Source organism: Xanthobacter aminoxidans, from assembly GCF_043193615.1.
GTDB lineage: Bacteria > Pseudomonadota > Alphaproteobacteria > Rhizobiales > Xanthobacteraceae > Xanthobacter > Xanthobacter aminoxidans.
Window position 1 is genome coordinate 547,347 of the sequence record NZ_JBAFUS010000002.1, and the last position, 20,400, is coordinate 567,746.

A 20,400-nucleotide genomic window follows, 5' to 3' on the forward strand; every position below is an offset into this window, starting at 1 on the left:
GGCAACAGCCGACTTCCGGACGAGCCGGGGCATGACGGCTCTATTGACGATCACTTCCCCAGATTCTTGGCCGGCGGGTAGTCGCGGCTGTAGACCGGCTCGGCGAGGAAGGCCTTGGGGTCGTAGGTCCAGAACTGCGTCACCTTCGGATAGGTCTTGATGACCACGTTCTGCAGCCGCCCGTCCTTCTCTTCGGTCTTGCGGATGGTGACGTTCATGATGGGGTTGCCGTATTCGTCGAGGGTGACCTCGCCATACGGACCCTTCTCCAGCTTGACGGAGCGCAGCGCCTTCATGAGCGCCTGCTTGTCCTCCACCTTGCCGTCGATGGCCTTCACGGCCGCATCGAGGAAGGCGCACGCCTCGTAGGCGCCGGCGGTGTAGTAGCCGGGGTCGGCGCCGTACTTGGCGCGGATGCCGGCGGCGAATTCCTTGTTGCCGGGCACGTCCTGGGTCGCCGTGTACCAGCCGGAGGAGATGACGCCGACGGCTTCCTTGCCCATGGACTTGAGGATGCCCTCGTCCACCGTGGTCATCTGCGCGATCACCTTCACCGGCGCGCCGTATTCGGCGTACTGCTGGAGGAAGCGCAGGCCGTTGCCGCCGGCGAAGGCGGCGTAGACCGCGTCCACGTCGGTGCGGATCTGGCTGATGTAGCTGCCGTAGTCGGCGACGTTCAGCGGCGGCCACAGCTTCTGCACCACCTGTCCGCCATTGTCCTCGAAGGCGCGCTGGAAGCCGGCGGTGGCCTCGTGGCCGAAGGCGAAGTCGTCGCCAATGGTGACGACGCGCTTCAGCTTGAGGTCCTTGGCGGCATATTCGCCGAGCGCATGGTTGGCCTGGGCCGAGGTGCCCACGGCGCGCACGAACCACGGATTCTGCTTGCGCTGGGTGAGGTCTTCCGCCGCCGCCGAGGGCGAGATGACCGGCACGCCCACCTGCCGGATGTAGTCGTCGATGGCCAGCGCCTCGAAGGCGGCCAGCGGGCCGATGATGGCGTTGACGCGCTCGCGCTCCACCAGCTCCTGGGCGCGGGTCTTGGTGGTGGCGGGCTGGCCGGCGGTGTCCACCGTGATGAGCTCCACCTTGCGGCCGCCCATCATGCCATTCCGCTCGGCAAGGCAATATTCCATGCCCTGCTCCATCTGCTTGCCGCCGGCCGCCAGCGCGCCGGAACGCACGGTCATGAAGCCGATCTTGATGGGCGGCTGCTGCGCCGCCGCGGGCAGGGCCGCGAGCGCGGACAGCGCCGTCGCGGCGAGCCACGAGGCTGTTGTGCGCTTCGTGAGTGTGGGCATTTTTTCTCTCCCTGAGATGCTCTTGACGGCTAAATTTTTTGTCGTGATATTTCAGACAGAACCGAAAACCCACGTCAAGCGACATTTTTTCGTTGTTCTGTCGTTATCTCTCCTCCAAACTTCCGCCAGTTCGTCAGGTCATGAAATATGTTGATCGATCAAAACATCGCCTCTGATAAGGCCATGGGCGGCTCCGGGCTGCTGCGGGACGCGGTCTATGCGCGGCTGAAGGACGAGATTCTCGGCTGCCATCTCCAGCCCGGCGAGGAGCTGCGCGAGCAGGAGCTGGCCGGCCGTTTCGAGGTGAGCAAGCAGCCCGTGCGGGAGGCCCTGCTGCGGCTGGAGCAGGAGCGCCTCATCACCGTGCTGCCGCGCCAGGGCTACCGGGTGAACCCGGTGTCGCTGGCCGACGCGCGGGACATCTTCCGCTTTCGCGAGGTGATGGAGCCGGCCTGCGCGGCCGACGCCGCCCGCCACGCGACCGACGAGGTGCTGGCCGCCCTTGATTCCTTCCGCACCTTCGATGCGTCGAAGTCCGATTTCATCCGCTACAACCGCGCCTTCCATGTCGCGGTGGCCATGTGCTCGCCCCATCGGCGCATGCGGGAAGAGGTGGTGGATCTGGTCGCGCAGGCGGATCGTCTGGTGCTGGTCAGCATCGGCACCATGCAGGGGCGCGACCCCGATCGGCTGATCGCCGAGCACGTCGCCATCATCGAGGCGCTCCAGTCCCGCGACGGCCGCAAGGCCGCCCGCCTGCTGCGGGACCATATCGCCGATGCCGAGAAACGGGTGGTCGCGGCCCTGTCGCGCCACGCCGTCGTCCTTTGAGAAAAAACCGGAGAAACGTCATGAACGCCAAAGCCGAAGCCGCCGTCGCGGCGCGGGGCAATTTCATCGATGGCCGCGAGGTGGAGAGCATCGGCGGCGGCACGGTGGAGGTGAAGAACCCCGCCACCGGCGCCGTCATCGCCATCATTCCCGACAGCACCCGCGAGGACGTGGATGCGGCGGTGAAGAGCGCCCGCGCCGCCTTCAACGGCGACGCCTGGGGCGGCATGGCCATCCGCGAGCGGGTGAAGCTCATCAACCGCATCGCCGACGCCTTCGAGACCGCGCTGCCCGAGCTGTACCAGCTCGAAACCCAAAACAACGGTCGGCCGGTGAACGAGACTCGCGCCCAGCTCGGCCGCCTGCCGGACTTCCTGCGCTATTTCGGCGGCCTCGCGCTCGCCCGCCGGGATGACGTGATCCCGGTGGAAGGCAATTATCTCAACTACACCCGCCGCACGCCCATCGGCGTGGTGGCCAATTGCACGCCCTTCAACCACCCGCTGATGATCCTGTGCAAGTCGCTGGCGGCGGTGCTCGCCTCCGGCTGCACCACGGTGGTGAAGCCCTCGGAATACACGCCCCTCACCACGCTGCGCCTGGCGAAGCTGATGAGCGACAACGGTCTGCCGCCCGGCGTTTTCAATGTGGTGAACGGCATCGGCGCCAGTTCCGGCCGCTTCCTCGCCGAGCATCACGACATCAACAAGCTGGTGCTCACCGGCGGCACCGAGGCCGGCCGCATCGCCGGTTCTGCGGCGGCGAAGGTCTTCGCCCACCAGACGCTGGAGCTGGGCGGCAAGACGCCGGTGATGGTGTTCGACGATTACGATGTGGAGCAGGCGGTGAACTATGCCGCCTTCGGCGCCTTCGTGGGCGCGGGCCAGACCTGCGTCTGCGCCGCTCGGCACATTGTGCAGAAGACCATCTATGACGAGTTCGTGGAGCGCCTCGCCGCCAAGACCAAGGCCATCCGCATCGGCGATCCCCGTGATCCCGAGACCCAGCTCGGCCCCGTGGTCTCCCAGCGCCAGCTCGACCGCGTGCTCTCCTTCGTGCAAGCGGGCCATGACGATGGTGCGCGCCTCGTGGCCGGCGGCCAGCGGCGCATCGTGCCCGGCCACGAGAACGGCTTCTTCGTGGAGCCCACCGTGTTCGCCGATGTGGCCCCCCACATGCGTATCGCCCGCGAGGAGGTGTTCGGCCCCTTCACGGTGGTGATCCCCTTCGAGACGGAGGAGGAGGCGCTGGCCATCGCCAATGACAGCCCGTTCGGTCTTGCCGCCGCCATCCGCACCCGCGATGTGCACCGCGCCCATCGCGTGGCGGCGAAGGTGAAGGCCGGCATCGTCTGGATCAACGACCACCACCGTCTCGATCCCGCCTCGCCGTGGGGCGGCGTGGACGACAGCGGCATCGGCCGCGAGTTCGGCATCGAGAGCTTCAACGACCATTTCGACGTGAAGTCGGTGATGCTCTCCACCGAGGGCAAGGCCTTCGACTGGTACAAGGGTACGTCGCAGCAGCCGCGCCTGAACTGAGGCGGCTTCCCTCAAGGACGTGTCGGCGGCCGGGTCGTGCCTTGCGCGATCCGGCCGTCGCCGTTTCAGCCCTGCGGCGGGGTGGGGCAGGTTTGCGCCTGCATCCGCTGGAGCAGCCGCTCGACCGGCGCCGGCGACACCTTGATGGGGCCGGTGAAGGGCTGGCCCATCTCCATCACCAGGAAGATGGCGGCGGAGATGCCGATCATGCCCAGCGCATGGCCCGTGAGCACCAGCGCGTTGCGCGGCGCGAACACGCCGGAATAGAGGAAGATCAGCGCGAACCAGCAGATGACCACGAAGATGAAGCCGGCCGGCGTGGTGGTGCGGGCGACGCCCGTCACCTTCCAGCGATACTCCACCAATTGCCGCGAGAGAGCGAGCAGGGTGCCCCGCACATCCTGCTGGTCGGCGGTCTCGCTCTTGAGGTTCCGCACGCCGGCATCGAACCGCAGGAGCGCGGTGAGGGCCGACACCTGCGCGGAGCCTGAGGCCTCATCCTCGCCCGTGGTCCAGGTCTCCGCCACGAGCTGGCGGGCATAGGCCTGGAGGTCGCCCCGGAGCGGGCAGGCGGGCGCGCCGAAGCTGAGCAGGTTGAGGTCGGTGATCTGGAGGACGGCGGCATATTTCTGGACGTCGGAATAGGCGTCGCTGAAATTGTAGCGGGCCGAGTTCACCATTAGACCCAGCAGCAGGGACGACATGGTCGCGATGATGGCGACGCTGGTCCGCAGGTTCTTGACCGAGCCGTCCTCGTAGCGGGAGTCCGACAGCCGGCTGCCGATGGCCATCCCCGCCGCCATCGTCACGGCCATGGTGACGAATGCAACCCCGGCTGCAACCCATGCGTTCATGTGCGACTCTTCATCCGTTCCGGGCGGGGGGCGGCGCGAGAATCTGACTCTCGCGCTGACTGTCCGCTGACACCGGCCCGAACATACCGATTCCGGTGGTGAAACGCAGCCGAATGCAGCTGAATCCGGCCATGCCGGGAAGGGTCAGGGCACGAGCGCCATCACCCGCGGCCCGTCGCAGACCGGGATGCGCGCCGCGATGGAAAAATCGTCGAGATTCAAGTCGGTTACGCGGTTGGCGAACCATTCGGCGACATAGGCCCGCCCCGCCGCCGCATCTACCACCACCCCCTCCGGGGAGCCGCCCAGCCGGATGCGGTGGATGATGGTTTCTGTTGCAATATCAATGACATCCAGCATGCCTGCCTGCTGGTCTGTCGCCAGCAGGAGCCCCCGGCCGGGCACGAATGCGACGCCATAGGGCATCTTCATGCCGGCGATGCGTTTGATGTCGTGTTTTTCCTTTGTTATCAATGCAATATCGCCACTCCGCACATCCGCCACCGCCACCAGCTCGGGATGGGAGGCATCCAGCGCATAAGGCGCCCGTCCGACCGGGATGACGGCCGTCCGGGTGAAGTCTAAGGCGTTGATAGTGCTCACTTCATCGCTCTCACGATCGGCGCTGTAGAGCGTGCGCCCATCCGGATCGATGGCGAGATGCGCCGGCGACCGCCCTACCGCAAGGGTGCCGGTGACGGCGAGGCTGCGGGCGTCAATGCGCAGAATTCTGTCGCCAGACCAGTCACTTACATACAGAACTCCGCCGTCCGGCGCCGCCACGATGCCGAACGGTTGCCCACCGATATGGGCGGTGCCCGCGACCGTCCATGTCTTCACATCGAGGCGCGTGAGAAGGCCGATGTCCGGGTGGGTGATGTAAGCCGCTGTGCCGTCAGAAGAAATCGCGATCCCGGCCGGCACCTTGTCCACCTTCACCCGCGTCGACACCGCACCGGTCGCGGTGTCGATCACGTCCACCTCCGCGGCCCCTTGGCACAGGGCGAGGAGCGTGCCGGCGGTCGCGGGCGCGCTCCAGCCGAGGAGCAGGGCGGCGAGGAAGGAAAAGACAAGCGCCGCCAGTAACTTCACTTGCCCTCGGCCTTGGCCTTGAGCCCGTTGACGCCGGCCTCGAAGAACGCCGTCATGGCCGCGACGGCGGCTTCGTCATTAAGTTCGTCGGGTGGGAAGTTGGAGGTATCGCCGCGATAGAAGCGGCCAGCCATCACCACCTCGCTCTTGCCGCCGCCGGCATCGTTCACGCTGAGGGAGATGGTGTAGAAGCTGACCGGCAGCGCCTCCACATTCTCGGTGTTGAGCCGCCACGAGAGGCTGCGCTGGGCGGCATCTACATCATCGAGCCCGTCGGTGATCTCGCCCTTTTCCAGCACCAGCACACGCTCCGCGCCGGCCACATTGCCGCCCTTGGCTTTCACCGCCTTCACCATGGGATGCCAGGCGCCGATACCGGCGAAGTCGCCGGCGATCTTCCATACGGCGTCTGGCGTCGCGGCGATGGTGGCCTTGGCCTCGGCCTTCTGCGGCGTCGGGCCGTGGGCCTGTGCGGGCGCGGCAAGCGCGACGAGGACGCCGAGGGCGGGCAGGACGGCGCGGCGGGAGAGGCGGGCAAAAATCATGAAGTGGAAATCCTTCGGTTGCGCAGGAAAGTCGGGCGCCGGTCCCACACTTGGGCGAGGTAGAGCCCGGTGAGCAGCAGCAAGGCGAGGGCGGCCGGTAGGGGCGCGGTGTCCATGATGCCGGCTACCGGATGGGGGCGGGCCGATGCCTCGACTTCGGCGGCAAGGGTCGCGGCATCGGCCAGCGGCGCGTAGGCAAGGCCCGTCGCCTCGGCGAGATCCTTGAGGTGGTCGGTGCGGACGGCGCTGAGATGTTCCTGCCCAGTCGCCTCGTCGGCGCCCCACGGAGCGTTGCGCGGGTGCCAACCCTCCCGCTGCTCCGAGCCGGAGGGCGGCAGGCCGTGTCGGTTCTCCTGCGGCACGTCGGTCATGGCGTAGAAGCCGATTTCCCGCCCGTCCCGGTCGAATTTGGGAATGGGTGCCGGCTCGATACCGCCGACGCCGACGACCAAGCCGTGCACCTTGCCCGGCTCGCCGGAAAAGGCAGGCGCGCCCGAGGTTGGCAGCGGTGGCGCCTCCTGTCCGTCGGTGAAGAAAATGAGGTCGGCGTCGAGCGGTCCGGCGAGGTCGATGGCGGAATAGAGGCCGGAATAGATGTAGCTGTCCCCCTCCCACGCCATCCGCCAGTTGAGCGCACCGATGGCACCATCCAGCGGCGCGAAGTCGGCGCAGACCTCGATCGGCTCGAAGAGCAGATAGGTGCGCCGCTCGGTGAAGATACCGAGCCCCATGCGCGAGCCGCACGGCAGCCGGGCGGCGAGGCCGCTGAGAGCCCGCTTCACGGTGTCGAGTCGCGAGGCCGGGCGGCCCTCGAAGCTGTAGTCGCGCACATTCATGGAGCCGGTGATGTCCACCACCGCCAGCAGCCGGTAGGCGTCGGTTGGCCGTTGGAGCCTCGGCGCGACGATGGCAGACAGGGCCAGTAGGAATGCCGCGGCGAGGGTGAGGCTGCGGGCGTCCGGTCGCCCCATCACGGCAGTCCCTTGGGCAGGCCGGGAAGGTCGGTCCAGAGCCGCTTCGGCGTCTCCTGCGCCTCGTCCTGCTGGTCCTGCTCGATCTGCGGGAAATCGCGCACGAGGCGCATGGCGATATCTAGATTGTACTTGGCGTCCCAGAAGTCCGGCGCGCGCACCAGCGCCGCGCGATAGCCCGCCTTGGCGAGACGCACCTGCGGCACGGCGGGATCGATCTCTGTCTTCTCCAGAAACGAGATGGCGGTCGCGAGGCGGGCGTTGGCGAGATCATAGAGTGCGGCCACCGCAAGCGGGCTGCGGTCCGCGGCGAGCCGATCCACAAGCGGCTGCGCCTCGTCCAGCCGGTCGCGGATCATGAGGAAATGCGCGCGGGCCATGAGCAGTCGATCCGGCGCATCGAGTTCGACCGGCAGGTCGCGGCCTGCAGCGAGCGCCGCGATGGTGCGGTTGGCTTTGGCATGGAGGGCCATGCGGGTTCCCGTTATGACCAGCGCCGCCAGTGCCACTGTCATCACCGCGAGGGAGGCCAGTGCGGCAATGCGGCGGAGGCTGAGGATACGCAGCTTCATGCTGCCCTCCGCGTGTCGATGCCGGGCAGGTCGGCAGCGGTACGCCGTCGGGCGCCGAGGCCGCGTTCGGCCAGGCGGGCAGCGAGCAGCAATGCGCACGCGGCGGCGGCAAGCCCATAGCAGAGCCGCGTGAGGTCGCGGCGCGGGATGCGCTCCAGATAGGGGATGGGTTGGCTCTCCTGCCGGTCGATCTCGGCGATGGCATCGGCAACGGCCTGCGGGCTGCCGGCCTCGAAGGCGCGATAGGGCACGCCGAGGCTCGCGAGGAAGAGATTGAGGTGGCGCTCCGGCATGGCCTGCGGCGTGTCCTCGCCAGGCACGCGCGGCTTGTCGAAGATGCCGGGCGAACCAACGGTGCGCAGGAACAGCCAATAGAGCCGCACCGGCGAGCGCTTCAGGGAATCGCGCAGCGCTGCCTGTACCCGTGGATCGATGACGGCCGCGCCGTCCGACACCAGCAGAACGGCGCGCGAGCCGCCGGAAGCGGCTGATGCGTCGAAGCTGTCGAGGGCGAGCGAGAGGCCCCGCCCCACGTCGGTCAATGCGAGGCCCGGCCGGTCTATGGCGGCCACGGCTGCGGCGACGGCCTCGTGATGGTCGGTCAGTGGCAGCACCGGGATGGGTGACGTGGAGAAGGCGGCGATGCCGATGCGATCCCGCGGGCGGCGACCCAGAAACTCCGTGAGCAGGCGCTTGGCGGCAGCGGATTTCGACTCCTCCCCGGCGCCCGGCGCGCGATCGGCGAAGGTGTTGTCCATGCTGGCCGAGCGGTCGATGAGCAACATCAGGTTGGCGCCGGAGCCGATGCGCTCGACCTCCCGCGCCTTCAGGTTCAGCCCCGCAAGGCCGAGAACGAGGGCGCCGATGGCGAAGATGCCGGCGAGGCGTATTCCGAGGGAAACAGCGATCGAAAGTCCGTCGCGCGGGACTAGCGCCACCGACGGCAGCGCGGCGCCGCGCAGGGGCAATGCGCCGAGCGGGAGCAAGGCGAGCGCGAGCAGGAACAGGAGCGCGGGATGATCCACATCGAGGCCGAGCATCAGGCCGCCTCCTTTCGCGTTCCCTGCCCCGTGCCGCCCCGCCGCTCGACGGCGGCGAGCTTGCGGGCGAGATCGATCAGCGCTTCGGGCGGCAGCAAGGCCATGGCCGTCTCAGGCGCATCGCCGAAGAAGGCGATGCGGGAGGCTGTGAAGAAGCGGTCGATCGCTTCAGCCTCGCCTGCGAGCGCGGGTCGTAGCGCGAGGAAGCCTGGCACATCCTCGGCGAACAGCCGTTGTCCCGCTGCCTCGTCGAAGGCGCGGTGGAGGAGTTGGAGGGCGTCCTCATAGCCGAGCTGTGCGTCGAGGTCGGGAAGCCGTCGCATGTGGCGCAAAGCGGTCGCAAATGGCCGGCTCCGGCCGGCGAACGGGCCCCATCCCGAGGCCGCCGCGAAGACGAGGAGGCTTGCCGCGGCCACGGCCGCCGCAGCAGCGGCGAGTTGCGCATCCCCGGCGAGAGGATAGGGGCGGGGGCGGATATCCGGCTGCAGTGCCATGGGGTTGCCCCGCTGGCTCGCGACCAGTTCGCGCAAGGGTGAAGAGACGAAGGTCCAGACCGGAATGGTCAGCGTCTGTCGCGCGTCGCCCTTGCGCGCGGCGAGGGGTACGGCGGGAATGTCGAGCGCGCGCGGCTCCAGAGGGGAATAGAAGGTCTGGTAGGTGAGGGTGAGGCGATAGCGCGGAGCGCCATCCGGCGCGGTTTCCGGCTTTACGTCGAGGCGCTTCAGGTCGAGCCAGTAGGTGACGGGGCGGGGACGGGGCAGGGCGCTTTCGTCGAGCCGCCAGCCGGCATCGAGGGTTACGACCGCTTCCAGCGAAATGGTGTCGCCGATGAGATAGCCGAAGGCGCGCGGTGCGTAGAGGTCCACCCCCGCCGCGTGGGCGGGCGCACCTGCCAGAAGCGCGCCGAAGAGTAGCGCCAGGGCTACCGTGCGACAGTGCCTAGCGGCCGGCAAGGAACGCGACCAGCGCATCGGCATCGAACCGGTTCACGAGGTGGAAGGGCGCGTATCCACGCGTGACAAAGCGGGCCTCCAGGGCGGCGATCCTCGCCCGCGCCGTCGCCTGCCACCTTGCCCTCAGCCCTGGGCGCATGAACACCAGCCGCCGCCCGCCAGTCTCCGCATCGGCAACTTCCATCAGTCCCCAGGCCGGCACGTCGCCCTCGGTGCGGCTGTCGCGCACCAGCACCGGCACCACATCGTGCCGCCACAGAGCATCGAGGGTCAGGTCGAGATCGGCCTCGGGCATGAGGAAGTCGGAGACGAGGAAAACGAGGCAGCGGCGCCGCGGCAGGCGCTCCGCCGCGGTGGCGAGACCCTTCGTGCTCGTCCCGGACGGCGTCGCATCCGAGATAGCAGCCGCCACCTGTGCGCCGAGCCCCCGGCGTCGCGTGGCGGGAATGAAGGCATCCTCCCGCAGGTCGCCACCAGCGCCGATGAGGGTGAATTCATCCCCCGTCGCGGCGGCCGAAGCTGCGAGCGTCGCGGCGAGGCGTGCGACCTCAGCGCCCGTGCCGTCGAAACCCATGGAGCGGGACAGATCGGTGAGCACCGCGACGGTCGTGGCGCGTCGTGGGGCGAAGGTGCGGACATGCACGCCTTCGAACGGGTCGCGCAGCGAGGCACGCAGGTCGATGCGGCGCGGGTCCGGCCGCGCCACCAGCGGCACGAGGGTGCGGAAGGTGCCGTCACCGCCGTCGCCCTGGCCCGGGTGCGCGCCGGGCCGCACCCCGCGCGGGCGCCACTTGAGACGATAAGGCACGACGTTGCCGCCGTATTCCTCTTCGGGTTCCCCGGTCGTGACGGGGCTCATGGTGCTGGCACCGTGGCGAAAGCGGCGCGGCAGAGGTCGGCGGAAATCTCCTCGCGCCGCATTTCATAGACCGGATCGAAGAAGATGCGGTGGGCCATCACCTCGGGAAAGACGGCGCGCAGATCCTCCGGAACGATGATGTCCCTCCCCTCCAGCCACGCACGCACACGCGCGGCACGGATGAGGTAGGACATGCCGCGCGGGCTGGCGCCGCCCTGAACCAGGCGGTCCATCCGCACGCCGGGAACGGCAATGCCGGCCTTGTCGGGGGTGCGGATCGCATCCCACAGCGCGATTGTGTAGGCGACGATGGCGTCGCTGGCGGGGATCGCGTTCTGGATCTCGCGGGAGACCTGATCGAGGCTCCGGTAGTCGATGATCGCCTCGGGCACTTCCGCGATCAGGAGATCGGTGTCGTGGAAGCGCGGGTCGAACACCAGCGCGCGGCGGGCGGCGAAATCTTCCGGCGCCTTCACCTGCACTTCCATGAAGAAGCGGTCGCGGGCGGCGGCGGGCAGCTCGAAGGTCTCCTCCCGCTCCACGCGGTTGCGGTCGGCGAACACCTGGAGGAAGGGGAAGACGTATTCGCGCCCGAAGGCGGAAACGGTGCGCTCGGCCATCAGCCTGAGCAGCATGGCGTGGACCTGCGGCCGCGCCCGGTTGATCTCGTTGAAGAAGAAGACGGAGAGCTCCGGCCCCCGGCGCAGGAGCGGGCCGGGATCGACCCGTGGACGTCCGTCCTCGCCGACGCGGGCGTCATAGACGAGGTCGGCCGGCATGAGGTCGATGGTGCCTTCCACCCGCTCATAGGCGCCGCCGATGGCGCGGGCGAGCGCGCGCAGCAGCGTCGTCTTGCCGACGCCGACGTCGCCTTCCAGCAGCACATGGCCGCGGGCGAACACCGCGATGGTCAGGAGACGGATGACCCGCTCCTGGCCGAGCACGATGCGCCCGACCGCCCGTTCGAAATCGAGCGCGCGGTCGCGCCACAAGGCGAGCGCGCCGTCCGGATCGGCGATGGCGTGCATCAGATGTCCCCTTGGCCTTGCGGCAAGAAAGGCGCAGCCGACGGGAGCGGGGGATGTTGGTCCCGCGCGGAGGTCCCGAGCGGCCGCGCCAGTTGCCCACCATCCATCGGAGGATTGCCCGGCTTCGCGGAAGGCTCAGCCTTGCTGGTGGGGGTCGGGAAAGGCCAAATCAGTTGGACGGAATCTTGCTCACGTCATAGACGAACTGGCCGGTCTTCTGAAAATACTCAACGCGCTTCTTGTTGCGCGCTTCCATCTGGGTGATGGATTCGCCCTGCTTCGCCAGCTCTGCCGGGTTGTGCTTGGGGTCGTATTTGCTGCCGGCCACCTTGTCGGGATAGCCGGGCTTCGGCTCCCAGCAGTTGCCGGGCGCCTTGCAATTGGTGCCGTCATAGGCAGCGGCACCGCCGGCGGCGAGGGCCATGACCGCGAACGCGGCAGCGGCGGCGAGCATGGGCATGCGAACCTTATGCTTCATCTGTTGTCCTCCCTTCTCACTTGCTCCCGGCCGCGCTCGCGGCCGTCGCCTTGCACACCGGTGCCTTGTCGAGATCCGGCGTTTGATCTTCCTTTTCGTTGAAGCGCTTGAAGGCCGCGCGCTGGGCCGGGGTCAGCCACACCGCGTCGTTGGGATCGTCCTTGTAGAAGTGGCGCACCCAGGCCATCACCAGCAGCATCTCGTCGAGATTGAGCGCGCCGTACATGGGCCCCATCTGCCCCTGCGCGCCGCCGAAGATGGTCTCGAACAGGCCCTGATCGGTCATGTTCTTCGGGTAGGTCCAGTAGCTGTCGTTGAGGCCGGGGCCGATCTTGCCCTCGCCATAATGACCGTGGCAGCCGGAGCACATGGAGAGGAACAGGTCCTTGCCCTTGGGCAGGCAGGTGGGATTCTCCACGTAGACGTTCACGCCGGTGGCGAGGAACTTCTTCACCGCTTCGGTATCGCGGCCCTCCGCGGGAGCGTCCGACAGGTCCAGTGGCTGGCCAGTCACCGTATTGGTGAAGTTGAGCGTGGCCTGCGCGGCAAGGGCGAAGCCGGACACGAACGCGACGGCGAGGAGGGCCTTGACGCCCCGCGACAGAAAACGGCTGTGCATTGGACCTTCCAGAAAAGTTCCGATGGAAATGACGGCTTTGGGCCGGATCAGGAATTGGGCTTGAGCAGGGGGATGCCCTCGTCGGCCAGGATCTCGTCGATCTGCGGCCGTGCCTTCACCAGCGCCGCGTCGATCTCGGCGAGAAGCGCGGTGTCGCCAAGGCGAACGGCGACCGACTGGTCGTAGTGGAGGGGCATCTCGGTGCCGTCGAATTTGGTGACGGAGTTGCCGGCAAGGCTCATGCGCAGCGGCACTTGGGACGATTTCACATAGCGGGCCACTTCCGGCGCGAAGGCGAAGGCGATGTCCGCCTCGCCATTGGCGACCTCGGAGACGACGCGCTCGCCGGGCACCTGCACATACTGGTTCCGCGGCGAGCGGAAGTTCACCAAGCTGTAGAGATAGGCGGCATTGTCCTCATACTTGCCGAGGCGCTTCAGCACGGTCTCGCCCGGCGAGTAGAAGCGGACGACGAAGCGGTTGAGCGCCTTGACCTGCGGGTCGTTCCAGTCGGTGGCGGTGATGTTGCGGTCGGCCTTGGTCACCAGCACATAGGACGTGCGGTAATAGGGCTTGGAGCTGAGCACCCGCGCGTCGCCGGTGTCGACGCCCATCACCACGTCGCAAAGCTTTGCGTCAAGCTGGTCGCGCACCTGGTAGATGGCGGGCTTGGAAGTCCATACGAAGACGGCCTTGCGGCCCATGGCCTGCGCCAGCACCCCGGCGATGCGGTTCTCGAAGCCCTTGCCGTCCTTCTGCGAGAACGGAGCTTCCACCTCGGAGGCGCAGACGCGCAGGATCGAGGGATCGGGCGGAGTCGCGGCCTGCGCTGGCGCGGCCGAGCCCCCGGCGGCTGTCTGCGGCGACATCTTGCCGGATTCCGCCGTCTGGGCGAGCGCTGGCGCGGCGAAGAGGGCCAGTGTCCCGGCGACCAGGGCTCCGGCGACGAAATGGCTGGTGGCGGACGTCGCGGCGTGGCGCGCGGGGGTGCTCGCAGAACAGGTCATCGGTTCGGCCTCCGTCTGGCTCGCGTCCGGTCGCGCCGTCGTTCGGCGGGCGATCAGGGTGGCGATGGATGCGCTTGTGGCGAAAGAAGAAACCGGCCGCCGCCGAGGTGACGGCGGCCGGCAAGGGGCGGTTGTCGGAGGTCAGCCGCCGGAAGCGTATTCACCCACCTTCGGGTCGTCGTAGGGGCCCTTGCCGTCGAGCGAGAACACCATCACGCCGCCACCCATCTGGGTGTAATTCTGCAACTGCTTGAACGCGCCCACGGAGCCGAGGCCGGCGGTGGGGTCGTTGAGGTCGAACACCAAGCCCACGCCCGGCCAGCCGCCGACGCCGTAATAGATGGCGACGTACTGCACGCCCTTGTGGGTGTAGGTCATGGGATGGCCGATGACGCCGGACGGCAGCTTGAACTTCCACAGAAGCTCGCCGGTGTCGCTGTCGCGGGCCTTGATGAAGCCGTCCAGCGTTCCGTAGAACATCACGCCGCCGGCGGTGGCGAGCGTGCCGCCCCAGGCCGCGAAGCGCTCCATCACTTCCCACTTGTACTTGTTGTTGATGGCGTCGTAGGCCTTCACTTGGCCGAGGCCTTCATAGGTCTGCTTGTTGCCCTTCGGGCCGGGATACATCCACAGCGTGGCGCCGACGAAGAACTGACCCGCGCGGTAGGGGAGCATGAAGGGCTCCCAGTCCATGCAGATGTGGTTGATGCCCATGAAGAAGGACTGCCGCTCCGGGTCGTAGCTGTCGTGACCCTGGTTGTGGTAGCCCATCGCCGAGGGGCAGATGTCGCGGCCCTTGTGGTCCATGCGCGTCGCGTATTCCGGATCGCGCTGGGGCAGGCCGGTCTTCAGGTCCACCTGCTTCACCCAGTTCACCGTGTCGTCGATCTTGTCGGCAGACACGAGCGAGCCGTCGGTGCGGTCGAGGGTGTAGACGATGCCATTGCGGTCCGGATGCGTCAGGAGCTTGCGCATCTTGCCGGCCTTGTCCTTCTGCTCGGAGAGCATCATGACGTTGACGCCGGCATAGTCCCACTCGTCGTGGGGGGTCTTCTGGTAGCCGAAGTGCGCTTCACCGGTGTCGATGTCGCGGCCCCAGATGGTCATGGTCCACTTGTTGTCGCCGGGACGCATGGTCTCGTTCCACGGCGCGGGGTTGCCGGAGCCGTAGTAGATCATGTTCGTGCCGGGATCGAAGGCGTACCAGCCCCAGTTGGTGCCGCCGCCGATCTTCCAGGCGTCGCCTTCCCAGGTGCCGGTGCCGAGGCCCTTCTGGCCGTACTGGGGATTGGCCTTGTTGAAGTCGTCGGCGAGCTTCACCTGCTCGTCCGGGCCGGTGGCATAGGCCCGCCACTTCTGCGCGCCGGTCTTCACGTCATAGGCGGTGACGTAGCCGCGCACGCCGAGCTCGGCGCCCGAGGAGCCCACCAGCACCGTGTCCTTCACCACATAGGGGGCGATGGTGAGGGTGGAACCGACCTTGATGTCGGAATTCTCCAGCTTCCAGAACTCCGCGCCGGTCTCGGCATTGAGCGCCACGATGTGGCCGTCGAGCTGGGTCTTGAGGATGAGCGCCGGGGTCTTGCCGTCGCCAGGCCAGTAGGCGAGGCCGCGGTTCACCACGTCGCAGCAGGCGACCGCGCGGGCGGTGGGGTTCTGCTTCGGCTTGTGCTGCCACAGGATGTGGCCCGGATCATCCAGGCCCACCGCGAACGTCGTGTTCGGGTAAGGCGAGTGGATGAACATCATATTGTTGACGACGAGCGGGGTGCCCTCGTGGCCGGACAGCACGCCGGTCGAGAAAGACCAGGCCGGGCGAAGCTGTTTCACGTTCGCCTTGTTGATCTGCTTCTGCGGGCTGTAGTTGTTGGCGTCGTAGTTCTTGCCGGTCATCGGCCAGTTGTCGTCGCTCTTGGCGAGTTCGACGAGCTTGTCGTTGGCGAGCGCCTGCGAACTAACGGCCGCGGAACCCGCCGCCAGGGCGAGGGTCACGGCACAGAGGGAGACGGAAGAAAACAATCTCGTCATTTGGCGTTTTCCTTGGGTGGTTCCTCACTCGGTTGGACTTGTCCCTCCCGCACCCGTGCATGCCCCACGCGGCCGGATGGCAGCGGGAGCGACACGGGAGCCGAAGCTTCCCCTCCGCTTGCGCAGATGGTCCGCACCTCCGCCCCATGGCCGGGACGCAGGAGATCGCACCTCGCGGGAAGCAGAGCTGGTGATGGCCAGGGTGGCGGTCGTCCTCCGATTGCGACCTGAGACCCGTTCTTCTTTTTCTTATTGAATTCTTATGGTTCGTTATCTTGTGTGGCACCAGTTGAAGCGGTATCCGCACCTTTGTCTGCCGATCATTCGGCAATTCATTGTGGGAACACTTGGCAAAGACGGTTGCCGGACTTCCATAAGTGTCTGATAAGTATGTTGTTTGCCGACCGCTGCCGCAGCGTTCCAAGCCCCGTCCGGGTTCGTTTATTTGTGCTGTTGTCGGAGGTGTTGTGCTTTATATCATTCGTGTTTTCGCCAAGATGGAATCTGAATGCCTCTTGTTCTGAGAAAATATTCAGAGATCGTCGCGGCCTACGCAGATGGCCGGGCGATAAAGATGTCAGCAGAGACGGCAGATTACGTGGGAGAGACTGCTTTGCCGATGCGCCTTGGCCGTGCTTCCCATCGGCTGTCCATCGCCCGGCTCTTCGCAGTGTGCCTTCTGGCAACGGCGGGCACGCTCGTGCTGGCGTCGTGTGGCGAGGAGGAGGAGCGTCGGCCGGTTGCCTCCAGCGCGGCTTCTGCGCCGGAGGCGGCGCCACCGCCCGGGGCCGGCAGCGCCGCCAAAGGAGCCGGCCCGCGAGGCGGTGCGGCGCGCGAGTGGCTGGATGTCGGCGATAATACTCCGCCCGAGGTCTTTCTCGCCACGCGGTCCGTGCCAGCCGGAGCCCCCGCGTCGGCTGAGGCCGTGGCGGAGATCGCGACGCTCTTGAGCGAGGCCGACGCCGTGTTCGACGAGAACCGCCGCATGCTCGCCAACCGGACGCTCCAGCTGGAGCGGATGCTGGGCGAAATTTCCGTGGGCGAAAGCCCGCAGGCGCTGCTCGGGGGCTTCATCACCGTCGGTCGCGCGGTCCGGCGGATCGGCTATAGTGATTTGTGCCAGCACTATTTCAATCTGCGGGCCGCCGGGGCGAGTCGCGAGAACGCCCTCGCCGCGCTTGCCGCGCCGGCGGCCGAACGGAGGAACCCATGAGCGTCCACCCCGCCACGCGCGCCTCGTTGCCGCGGGGCATCGCGGGCGCGAAAGACGAGGCGGGACAGGCGGGCGCGGGGGAGGCGTCGGTGCGCCGCGTGTCGCTGCGCACCCGCGTGCTCGGCGCCGTTCTCGCCATCAATCTGGTCGCCGCCGTGGTTGCGGGCGCCGTGGTGGTGGTGAATGCGCGCGTCGCCGCCGGGCGCGAGATGGTGGCCTCCATCGAGATGGCGGAAAATATGGTCCGCGAGGTGGCCGAGCGTGTGGCCACGGAGCAGGGAACGACCCTCGCCGCGGCCTTTCCGCCCCACCTGCGCCACCTGCGCCATGTGCGCATCTCCCTCGAAGGGCCGGACGGGCGCCCAGCCGTGTTGCCCGCCGATGGCGCGCCGGCAAACAGCGAGGCGGCGCCCTCCTGGTTCGCCCGGCTCATCGGCGTGTCACAGGTCACGCGACGGATCGACGTGGTGGCTGACGGGCGTCTCATCGGCCGGGTGCGGATCGAGGGCGTTCCCGACGACGAGGTGGCGGAGGTCTGGGACGACGTATTCGATTTCGCCAGCGTCGCCCTCGCGGTGAACTTCGCCATCCTCTCGGCCCTGTTCGTCGCCCTGGGACAGGTGCGACGGGATCTCTCGCGCTTTCGCGGCGCTCTGGACGAGCTGGAGCACAACGAGTTCGCCTGCCGCGTCGAACCGCCCCGCACGCGCGAGCTCGCCGAGGTGGCGGAGCGCTTCAACGCCTTCGCCGAAACCCTCGGCGCGGCGCGGGAGGAGAATGCCCACCTCTATGGCCGTCTCGTGAGCCTGCAGGAGGACGAGCGGCGCCAGATCGCCGGTGATCTGCATGACGAGCTGGGGCCACTCATGTTCGGCCTGAAGGCCAGCGCCGATTCGCTCGCCCGCCTCGCGGCCACCGCACCTGCGGAGAATGCTGAGCGCATGGTGGCGCGGGCGAAGAGCCTCATTGAGATCGTCGAGCGGATGCAGGTCGCCAACCGCCGCCTGCTCACCCGCATCCGCCCCGCTGCGCTCGACCATGTGCCGCTGAAGGACGTGCTTTCCAGCCTCGTCGCCGATTTTCGCCAGCACGATCCCGAGCGGCGATTCGCGCTGGAGACAGGTGTGCTTGCCGATCATTACGAGCCGTCGTTCGACGCCACCGTCTATCGCTGCGCGCAGGAGGGCGTGACCAATGCGCTCAAGCACGGCAATGCCCGTTCCGTGCGCATCATCGTGGGCGAGGAGGGCCGACGTGGCGCAGGGGGCATGCTGCGCCTTGTCGTAGCGGATGACGGGCAGGGGCCGCCGGCCATTCCATCGATGGGTCATGGCCTCTCGGGCATGAAGGAACGGGTGCGCGCGCTGGGCGGCATCTGTCGACTGGAGCGGGGTAGCGAAGGAGGGGCGCGCCTTTTTGTGGAGCTTCCCATCCCGTTGGGGCATTCTGCCTCTGCGTCTTCGGCCTCCGCCGAGGGCAGGCGCGTGCGTTCAGGGCCAGGGCATTCGGTATGACCAGCGTTCTCCTCATCGACGACCACCCCATCGTGCTGCAGGGCTGCCGGCACTTGCTGGAGGACGCGGGCATCAGCGACCTGATGGAGGCGCAGACGGCGCTGGCTGGCTATCGCCTGTTCCGTCGCAAGCGGCCGGACGTGGTGATCGTGGATCTCGCGCTCAACGGCAGCGGCCTCGCCGGCCTCGCTCTGGTGCGGCGGCTCAGGGCGCAGGCGGCGCGCATGCCCATCCTGGTCTTCTCCATGCACGCCGACCCGGTGATCGCGAGCCGCGCGCTGGAGGCCGGGGCGACCGGCTATCTCCTGAAGGACACCTCGCCCGACGACCTCCTCGAAGCCTTCGAGAAGGTGCGGCGCGGCCAGCCCTACATCAGCCACGACCTCGCGCTGGAGGTGGCCCTGCTCGGCACACGCGGGCGCAGCGGCGTGATGGCCGATCTCACTCCGCGCGAGCTGCAGGCGCTGGCGCTGCTTGCCGAGGGCAAGGCCTATGGCCAGATCGCCGACGAACTGGGCGTCAGCTACAAGACGGTGGCCAACACGTGCTCTCAGCTCAAGGCCAAGCTCGGTGCGACGAATCTGGCCGAGCTGATTCACCGCGCCATCCAGTACGTGGCCGGCGCCCCGACCGGACGGGCGAAGAACTAGGCTCGCCTTCCCGGTGAGTCTGAGCTTCACAGGTTCGGACGCCGTCTGTGGACATTGTGGTAGCCGCTCTCAGCCAACAGAGTGAACGCGACACCCGAAAGCCATTCACAGGTGGCGTGCCTAGCCGCCGAATGCGTGAGCGCTCCAGAACACACTTCGTCCACAAGCCATTGAGATTTGGTGGGCCCGGCAGGACTCGAACCTGCAACCTAACCGTTATGAGCGGTCAGCTCTAACCATTGAGCTACAGGCCCCCAAAGTGCGGCATGTTCCTGCTGCTCTACCAATCCTGCCTCTCGGGAACAACAGATTCCCGTCCAGCCGGGAGACGCGTGCCCTTAGGGTGGGGACGGGGGCGGGCTCGCCGCAATGGCGCCGTGTTCGCGCTGTCGTCTGCGGGTCCAAGTCCCGGTGACAGAACGCCCGGGGCCGAACGAGGATACCTCCATGCGTCATTCGCCGGCCCGCATCGTTTCCCTTCCGCGCGCCGCGGCCAGCACGGCGGCCGTGTTCGCGGCAGCCCTGGCCGCAACGCTTGCCGTTGCGGGGCCTGCGGCAGCGGCGGCCACCATCACGGTGGTAGGTGAGGCGAAGCGCACCGCGCCGCCGGATATGGCGGTGCTCACCACCGGGGTCGTCAGCAACGCCAAGACCGCCGATGACGCCCTCGCCGCCAATTCCAAGGCGGTGTCGGAGGTGATCGCGGCGCTGAAGGCGGCCGGCATTGCGCCGAACGACATCTCCACCTCCTCCTTCTCCATCCAGCCGCAGCAGTCCTATCCGCAGCCGCCGTCGCGCGAGACGCCGAAGCTGATCGGCTTCGAGGTGCGCAATTCGGTGCGGATCACGGTGCGCGACCTGGGCAAGCTCGGCGGGCTCCTCGACAAGGTGGTGCAGTCCGGAGCCAACCAGTCCTCCGGCCTCTCCTTCGCCCTCGCCGACACCGACCGTCTGGAAAGCGAAGCGCGCGCCGCCTCCGTGAAGGATGCCATCGAGCAGGCGAAGGGCGTCGCGGCGGCTGCGGGGCTTCGGCTCACGCGCATCATGTCGATCCAGCCCGAGGGGCAGAGCGGTGGTCCCATCATGCCGGCGCCCATGATGATGAAGGCGGATTCGGCCCGCATGGCCGTGCCGGTCGAGGCTGGGGAGATCGAGGTGCGGGCCCGTACCGTCCTGGTCTATGAAGCCGAGCCCCAATAGGGGCAGGCCGTCGCGTTCCACGCCGATTTCTTGGCAGGAATGCTTTGTGATAGATCAGTCATAATGACCGATTCTACCGTCGGCGGGCGGAGAACGGGTCCCCCGTG

General features: G+C 67.5%; 20 protein-coding genes and 1 tRNA gene. 6 read left to right on the top strand and 15 right to left on the bottom strand.

Annotated features, from left to right (window positions below):
* Positions 1 to 50: 50 nt before the first annotated feature.
* Positions 51 to 1,298, bottom strand: a complete 1,248-nt coding sequence (locus tag V5F74_RS11560) for an ABC transporter substrate-binding protein (protein ID WP_250166360.1) — start codon at positions 1,296 to 1,298, stop codon at positions 51 to 53.
* 147 nt (positions 1,299 to 1,445) lie between these two features.
* On the opposite strand from V5F74_RS11560, the gene V5F74_RS11565 reads away from it, so the two are divergent.
* On the top strand, positions 1,446 to 2,129 hold the full coding sequence (locus V5F74_RS11565; RefSeq protein WP_394008160.1) for a GntR family transcriptional regulator: 684 nt from the start codon (positions 1,446 to 1,448) through the stop codon (positions 2,127 to 2,129).
* A 20-nt stretch (positions 2,130 to 2,149) separates the two neighbouring features.
* Positions 2,150 to 3,670 carry an aldehyde dehydrogenase gene (locus V5F74_RS11570; RefSeq protein WP_394008162.1) on the top strand — a complete coding sequence of 507 codons (1,521 nt, stop codon included), beginning with the start codon at positions 2,150 to 2,152 and terminating at the stop codon, positions 3,668 to 3,670.
* 65 nt (positions 3,671 to 3,735) lie between these two features.
* On the opposite strand, the gene V5F74_RS11575 is transcribed toward V5F74_RS11570, so the two are convergent.
* From V5F74_RS11575 to V5F74_RS11635, 13 genes are all read right to left on the bottom strand, one after another.
* A complete protein-coding gene (locus V5F74_RS11575; RefSeq protein WP_394008164.1) occupies positions 3,736 to 4,524 on the bottom strand; it encodes a bestrophin-like domain in 789 nt (262 codons plus the stop codon).
* Between the two features lie 144 nt (positions 4,525 to 4,668).
* Positions 4,669 to 5,616 carry a YncE family protein gene (locus V5F74_RS11580; RefSeq protein WP_394008166.1) on the bottom strand — a complete coding sequence of 316 codons (948 nt, stop codon included), beginning with the start codon at positions 5,614 to 5,616 and terminating at the stop codon, positions 4,669 to 4,671.
* Positions 5,613 to 6,161, bottom strand: a complete 549-nt coding sequence (locus V5F74_RS11585; protein ID WP_394008168.1) for an SRPBCC family protein — start codon at positions 6,159 to 6,161, stop codon at positions 5,613 to 5,615. Before V5F74_RS11585 ends, V5F74_RS11580 begins: the two co-directional genes overlap by 4 nt.
* Entirely contained in the window at positions 6,158 to 7,132 is a 975-nt protein-coding gene (locus tag V5F74_RS11590) for a vWA domain-containing protein (protein WP_394008170.1), read from the bottom strand. The genes V5F74_RS11585 and V5F74_RS11590 overlap by 4 nt, the downstream gene beginning before the upstream one ends.
* Positions 7,132 to 7,704, bottom strand: a complete 573-nt coding sequence (locus tag V5F74_RS11595) for a hypothetical protein (RefSeq protein WP_394008171.1) — start codon at positions 7,702 to 7,704, stop codon at positions 7,132 to 7,134. The genes V5F74_RS11590 and V5F74_RS11595 overlap by 1 nt, the downstream gene beginning before the upstream one ends.
* Positions 7,701 to 8,744 carry a vWA domain-containing protein gene (locus V5F74_RS11600; RefSeq protein WP_394008173.1) on the bottom strand — a complete coding sequence of 348 codons (1,044 nt, stop codon included), beginning with the start codon at positions 8,742 to 8,744 and terminating at the stop codon, positions 7,701 to 7,703. The genes V5F74_RS11595 and V5F74_RS11600 overlap by 4 nt, the downstream gene beginning before the upstream one ends.
* Positions 8,744 to 9,610, bottom strand: coding sequence for a nonribosomal peptide synthetase MxaA (locus V5F74_RS11605; RefSeq protein ID WP_394008175.1), 867 nt, complete (start codon positions 9,608 to 9,610; stop codon positions 8,744 to 8,746). Before V5F74_RS11605 ends, V5F74_RS11600 begins: the two co-directional genes overlap by 1 nt.
* A 73-nt stretch (positions 9,611 to 9,683) precedes the next feature.
* On the bottom strand, positions 9,684 to 10,556 hold the full coding sequence (locus V5F74_RS11610) for a DUF58 domain-containing protein (protein ID WP_394008177.1): 873 nt from the start codon (positions 10,554 to 10,556) through the stop codon (positions 9,684 to 9,686).
* On the bottom strand, positions 10,553 to 11,584 hold the full coding sequence (locus tag V5F74_RS11615) for an AAA family ATPase (protein ID WP_394008179.1): 1,032 nt from the start codon (positions 11,582 to 11,584) through the stop codon (positions 10,553 to 10,555). The genes V5F74_RS11610 and V5F74_RS11615 overlap by 4 nt, the downstream gene beginning before the upstream one ends.
* 169 nt (positions 11,585 to 11,753) lie before the next feature.
* Complete coding sequence (locus V5F74_RS11620; protein WP_394008181.1) at positions 11,754 to 12,062, bottom strand: methanol dehydrogenase; 309 nt, start codon at positions 12,060 to 12,062, stop codon at positions 11,754 to 11,756.
* Positions 12,063 to 12,078: 16 nt separating this feature from the next.
* A complete protein-coding gene (moxG, locus tag V5F74_RS11625; RefSeq protein WP_029554823.1) occupies positions 12,079 to 12,681 on the bottom strand; it encodes a cytochrome c(L), periplasmic in 603 nt (200 codons plus the stop codon).
* Positions 12,682 to 12,728: 47 nt separating this feature from the next.
* On the bottom strand, positions 12,729 to 13,688 hold the full coding sequence (moxJ, locus tag V5F74_RS11630) for a methanol oxidation system protein MoxJ (RefSeq protein WP_394008183.1): 960 nt from the start codon (positions 13,686 to 13,688) through the stop codon (positions 12,729 to 12,731).
* Positions 13,689 to 13,829: 141 nt separating this feature from the next.
* Positions 13,830 to 15,716 carry a methanol/ethanol family PQQ-dependent dehydrogenase gene (locus V5F74_RS11635; protein WP_250166371.1) on the bottom strand — a complete coding sequence of 629 codons (1,887 nt, stop codon included), beginning with the start codon at positions 15,714 to 15,716 and terminating at the stop codon, positions 13,830 to 13,832.
* A gap of 508 nt (positions 15,717 to 16,224) precedes the next feature.
* On the opposite strand from V5F74_RS11635, the gene V5F74_RS11640 reads away from it, so the two are divergent.
* Genes V5F74_RS11640 through V5F74_RS11650 form a run of 3 tightly spaced genes read left to right on the top strand, consistent with a single transcriptional unit; the run spans position 16,225 to position 19,093 of the window.
* Positions 16,225 to 16,929, top strand: a complete 705-nt coding sequence (locus V5F74_RS11640; RefSeq protein ID WP_394008184.1) for a hypothetical protein — start codon at positions 16,225 to 16,227, stop codon at positions 16,927 to 16,929.
* Entirely contained in the window at positions 16,926 to 18,443 is a 1,518-nt protein-coding gene (locus tag V5F74_RS11645; protein WP_394008185.1) for an ATP-binding protein, read from the top strand. The genes V5F74_RS11640 and V5F74_RS11645 overlap by 4 nt, the downstream gene beginning before the upstream one ends.
* Positions 18,440 to 19,093, top strand: coding sequence for a response regulator (locus V5F74_RS11650; protein WP_024278271.1), 654 nt, complete (start codon positions 18,440 to 18,442; stop codon positions 19,091 to 19,093). Before V5F74_RS11645 ends, V5F74_RS11650 begins: the two co-directional genes overlap by 4 nt.
* A gap of 178 nt (positions 19,094 to 19,271) precedes the next feature.
* Here V5F74_RS11650 and V5F74_RS11655 read toward each other — a convergent pair.
* Positions 19,272 to 19,347: transfer RNA gene (locus V5F74_RS11655), tRNA-Ile, on the bottom strand.
* 193 nt (positions 19,348 to 19,540) lie between these two features.
* Here V5F74_RS11655 and V5F74_RS11660 point away from each other — a divergent pair.
* A complete protein-coding gene (locus V5F74_RS11660; RefSeq protein WP_029559091.1) occupies positions 19,541 to 20,293 on the top strand; it encodes an SIMPL domain-containing protein in 753 nt (250 codons plus the stop codon).
* The last annotated feature ends 107 nt before the right edge of the window (positions 20,294 to 20,400 follow it).

What these genes read in the sequence shown, in the direction of transcription:
- V5F74_RS11560 (WP_250166360.1), bottom strand. Translation starts at nt 1,298, where the DNA reads ATGCCCACACTCACGAAGCGCACAACAGCCTCGTGGCTCGCCGCGACG.
- V5F74_RS11565 (WP_394008160.1), top strand. Translation starts at nt 1,446, where the DNA reads ATGTTGATCGATCAAAACATCGCCTCTGATAAGGCCATGGGCGGCTCC.
- V5F74_RS11570 (WP_394008162.1), top strand. Translation starts at nt 2,150, where the DNA reads ATGAACGCCAAAGCCGAAGCCGCCGTCGCGGCGCGGGGCAATTTCATC.
- V5F74_RS11575 (WP_394008164.1), bottom strand. Translation starts at nt 4,524, where the DNA reads ATGAACGCATGGGTTGCAGCCGGGGTTGCATTCGTCACCATGGCCGTG.
- V5F74_RS11585 (WP_394008168.1), bottom strand. Translation starts at nt 6,161, where the DNA reads ATGATTTTTGCCCGCCTCTCCCGCCGCGCCGTCCTGCCCGCCCTCGGC.
- V5F74_RS11590 (WP_394008170.1), bottom strand. Translation starts at nt 7,132, where the DNA reads ATGGGGCGACCGGACGCCCGCAGCCTCACCCTCGCCGCGGCATTCCTA.
- V5F74_RS11595 (WP_394008171.1), bottom strand. Translation starts at nt 7,704, where the DNA reads ATGAAGCTGCGTATCCTCAGCCTCCGCCGCATTGCCGCACTGGCCTCC.
- V5F74_RS11600 (WP_394008173.1), bottom strand. Translation starts at nt 8,744, where the DNA reads ATGCTCGGCCTCGATGTGGATCATCCCGCGCTCCTGTTCCTGCTCGCG.
- V5F74_RS11610 (WP_394008177.1), bottom strand. Translation starts at nt 10,556, where the DNA reads ATGAGCCCCGTCACGACCGGGGAACCCGAAGAGGAATACGGCGGCAAC.
- V5F74_RS11615 (WP_394008179.1), bottom strand. Translation starts at nt 11,584, where the DNA reads ATGCACGCCATCGCCGATCCGGACGGCGCGCTCGCCTTGTGGCGCGAC.
- V5F74_RS11620 (WP_394008181.1), bottom strand. Translation starts at nt 12,062, where the DNA reads ATGAAGCATAAGGTTCGCATGCCCATGCTCGCCGCCGCTGCCGCGTTC.
- moxG (WP_029554823.1), bottom strand. Translation starts at nt 12,681, where the DNA reads ATGCACAGCCGTTTTCTGTCGCGGGGCGTCAAGGCCCTCCTCGCCGTC.
- moxJ (WP_394008183.1), bottom strand. Translation starts at nt 13,688, where the DNA reads ATGACCTGTTCTGCGAGCACCCCCGCGCGCCACGCCGCGACGTCCGCC.
- V5F74_RS11635 (WP_250166371.1), bottom strand. Translation starts at nt 15,716, where the DNA reads ATGACGAGATTGTTTTCTTCCGTCTCCCTCTGTGCCGTGACCCTCGCC.
- V5F74_RS11640 (WP_394008184.1), top strand. Translation starts at nt 16,225, where the DNA reads ATGCCTCTTGTTCTGAGAAAATATTCAGAGATCGTCGCGGCCTACGCA.
- V5F74_RS11645 (WP_394008185.1), top strand. Translation starts at nt 16,926, where the DNA reads ATGAGCGTCCACCCCGCCACGCGCGCCTCGTTGCCGCGGGGCATCGCG.
- V5F74_RS11650 (WP_024278271.1), top strand. Translation starts at nt 18,440, where the DNA reads ATGACCAGCGTTCTCCTCATCGACGACCACCCCATCGTGCTGCAGGGC.
- V5F74_RS11660 (WP_029559091.1), top strand. Translation starts at nt 19,541, where the DNA reads ATGCGTCATTCGCCGGCCCGCATCGTTTCCCTTCCGCGCGCCGCGGCC.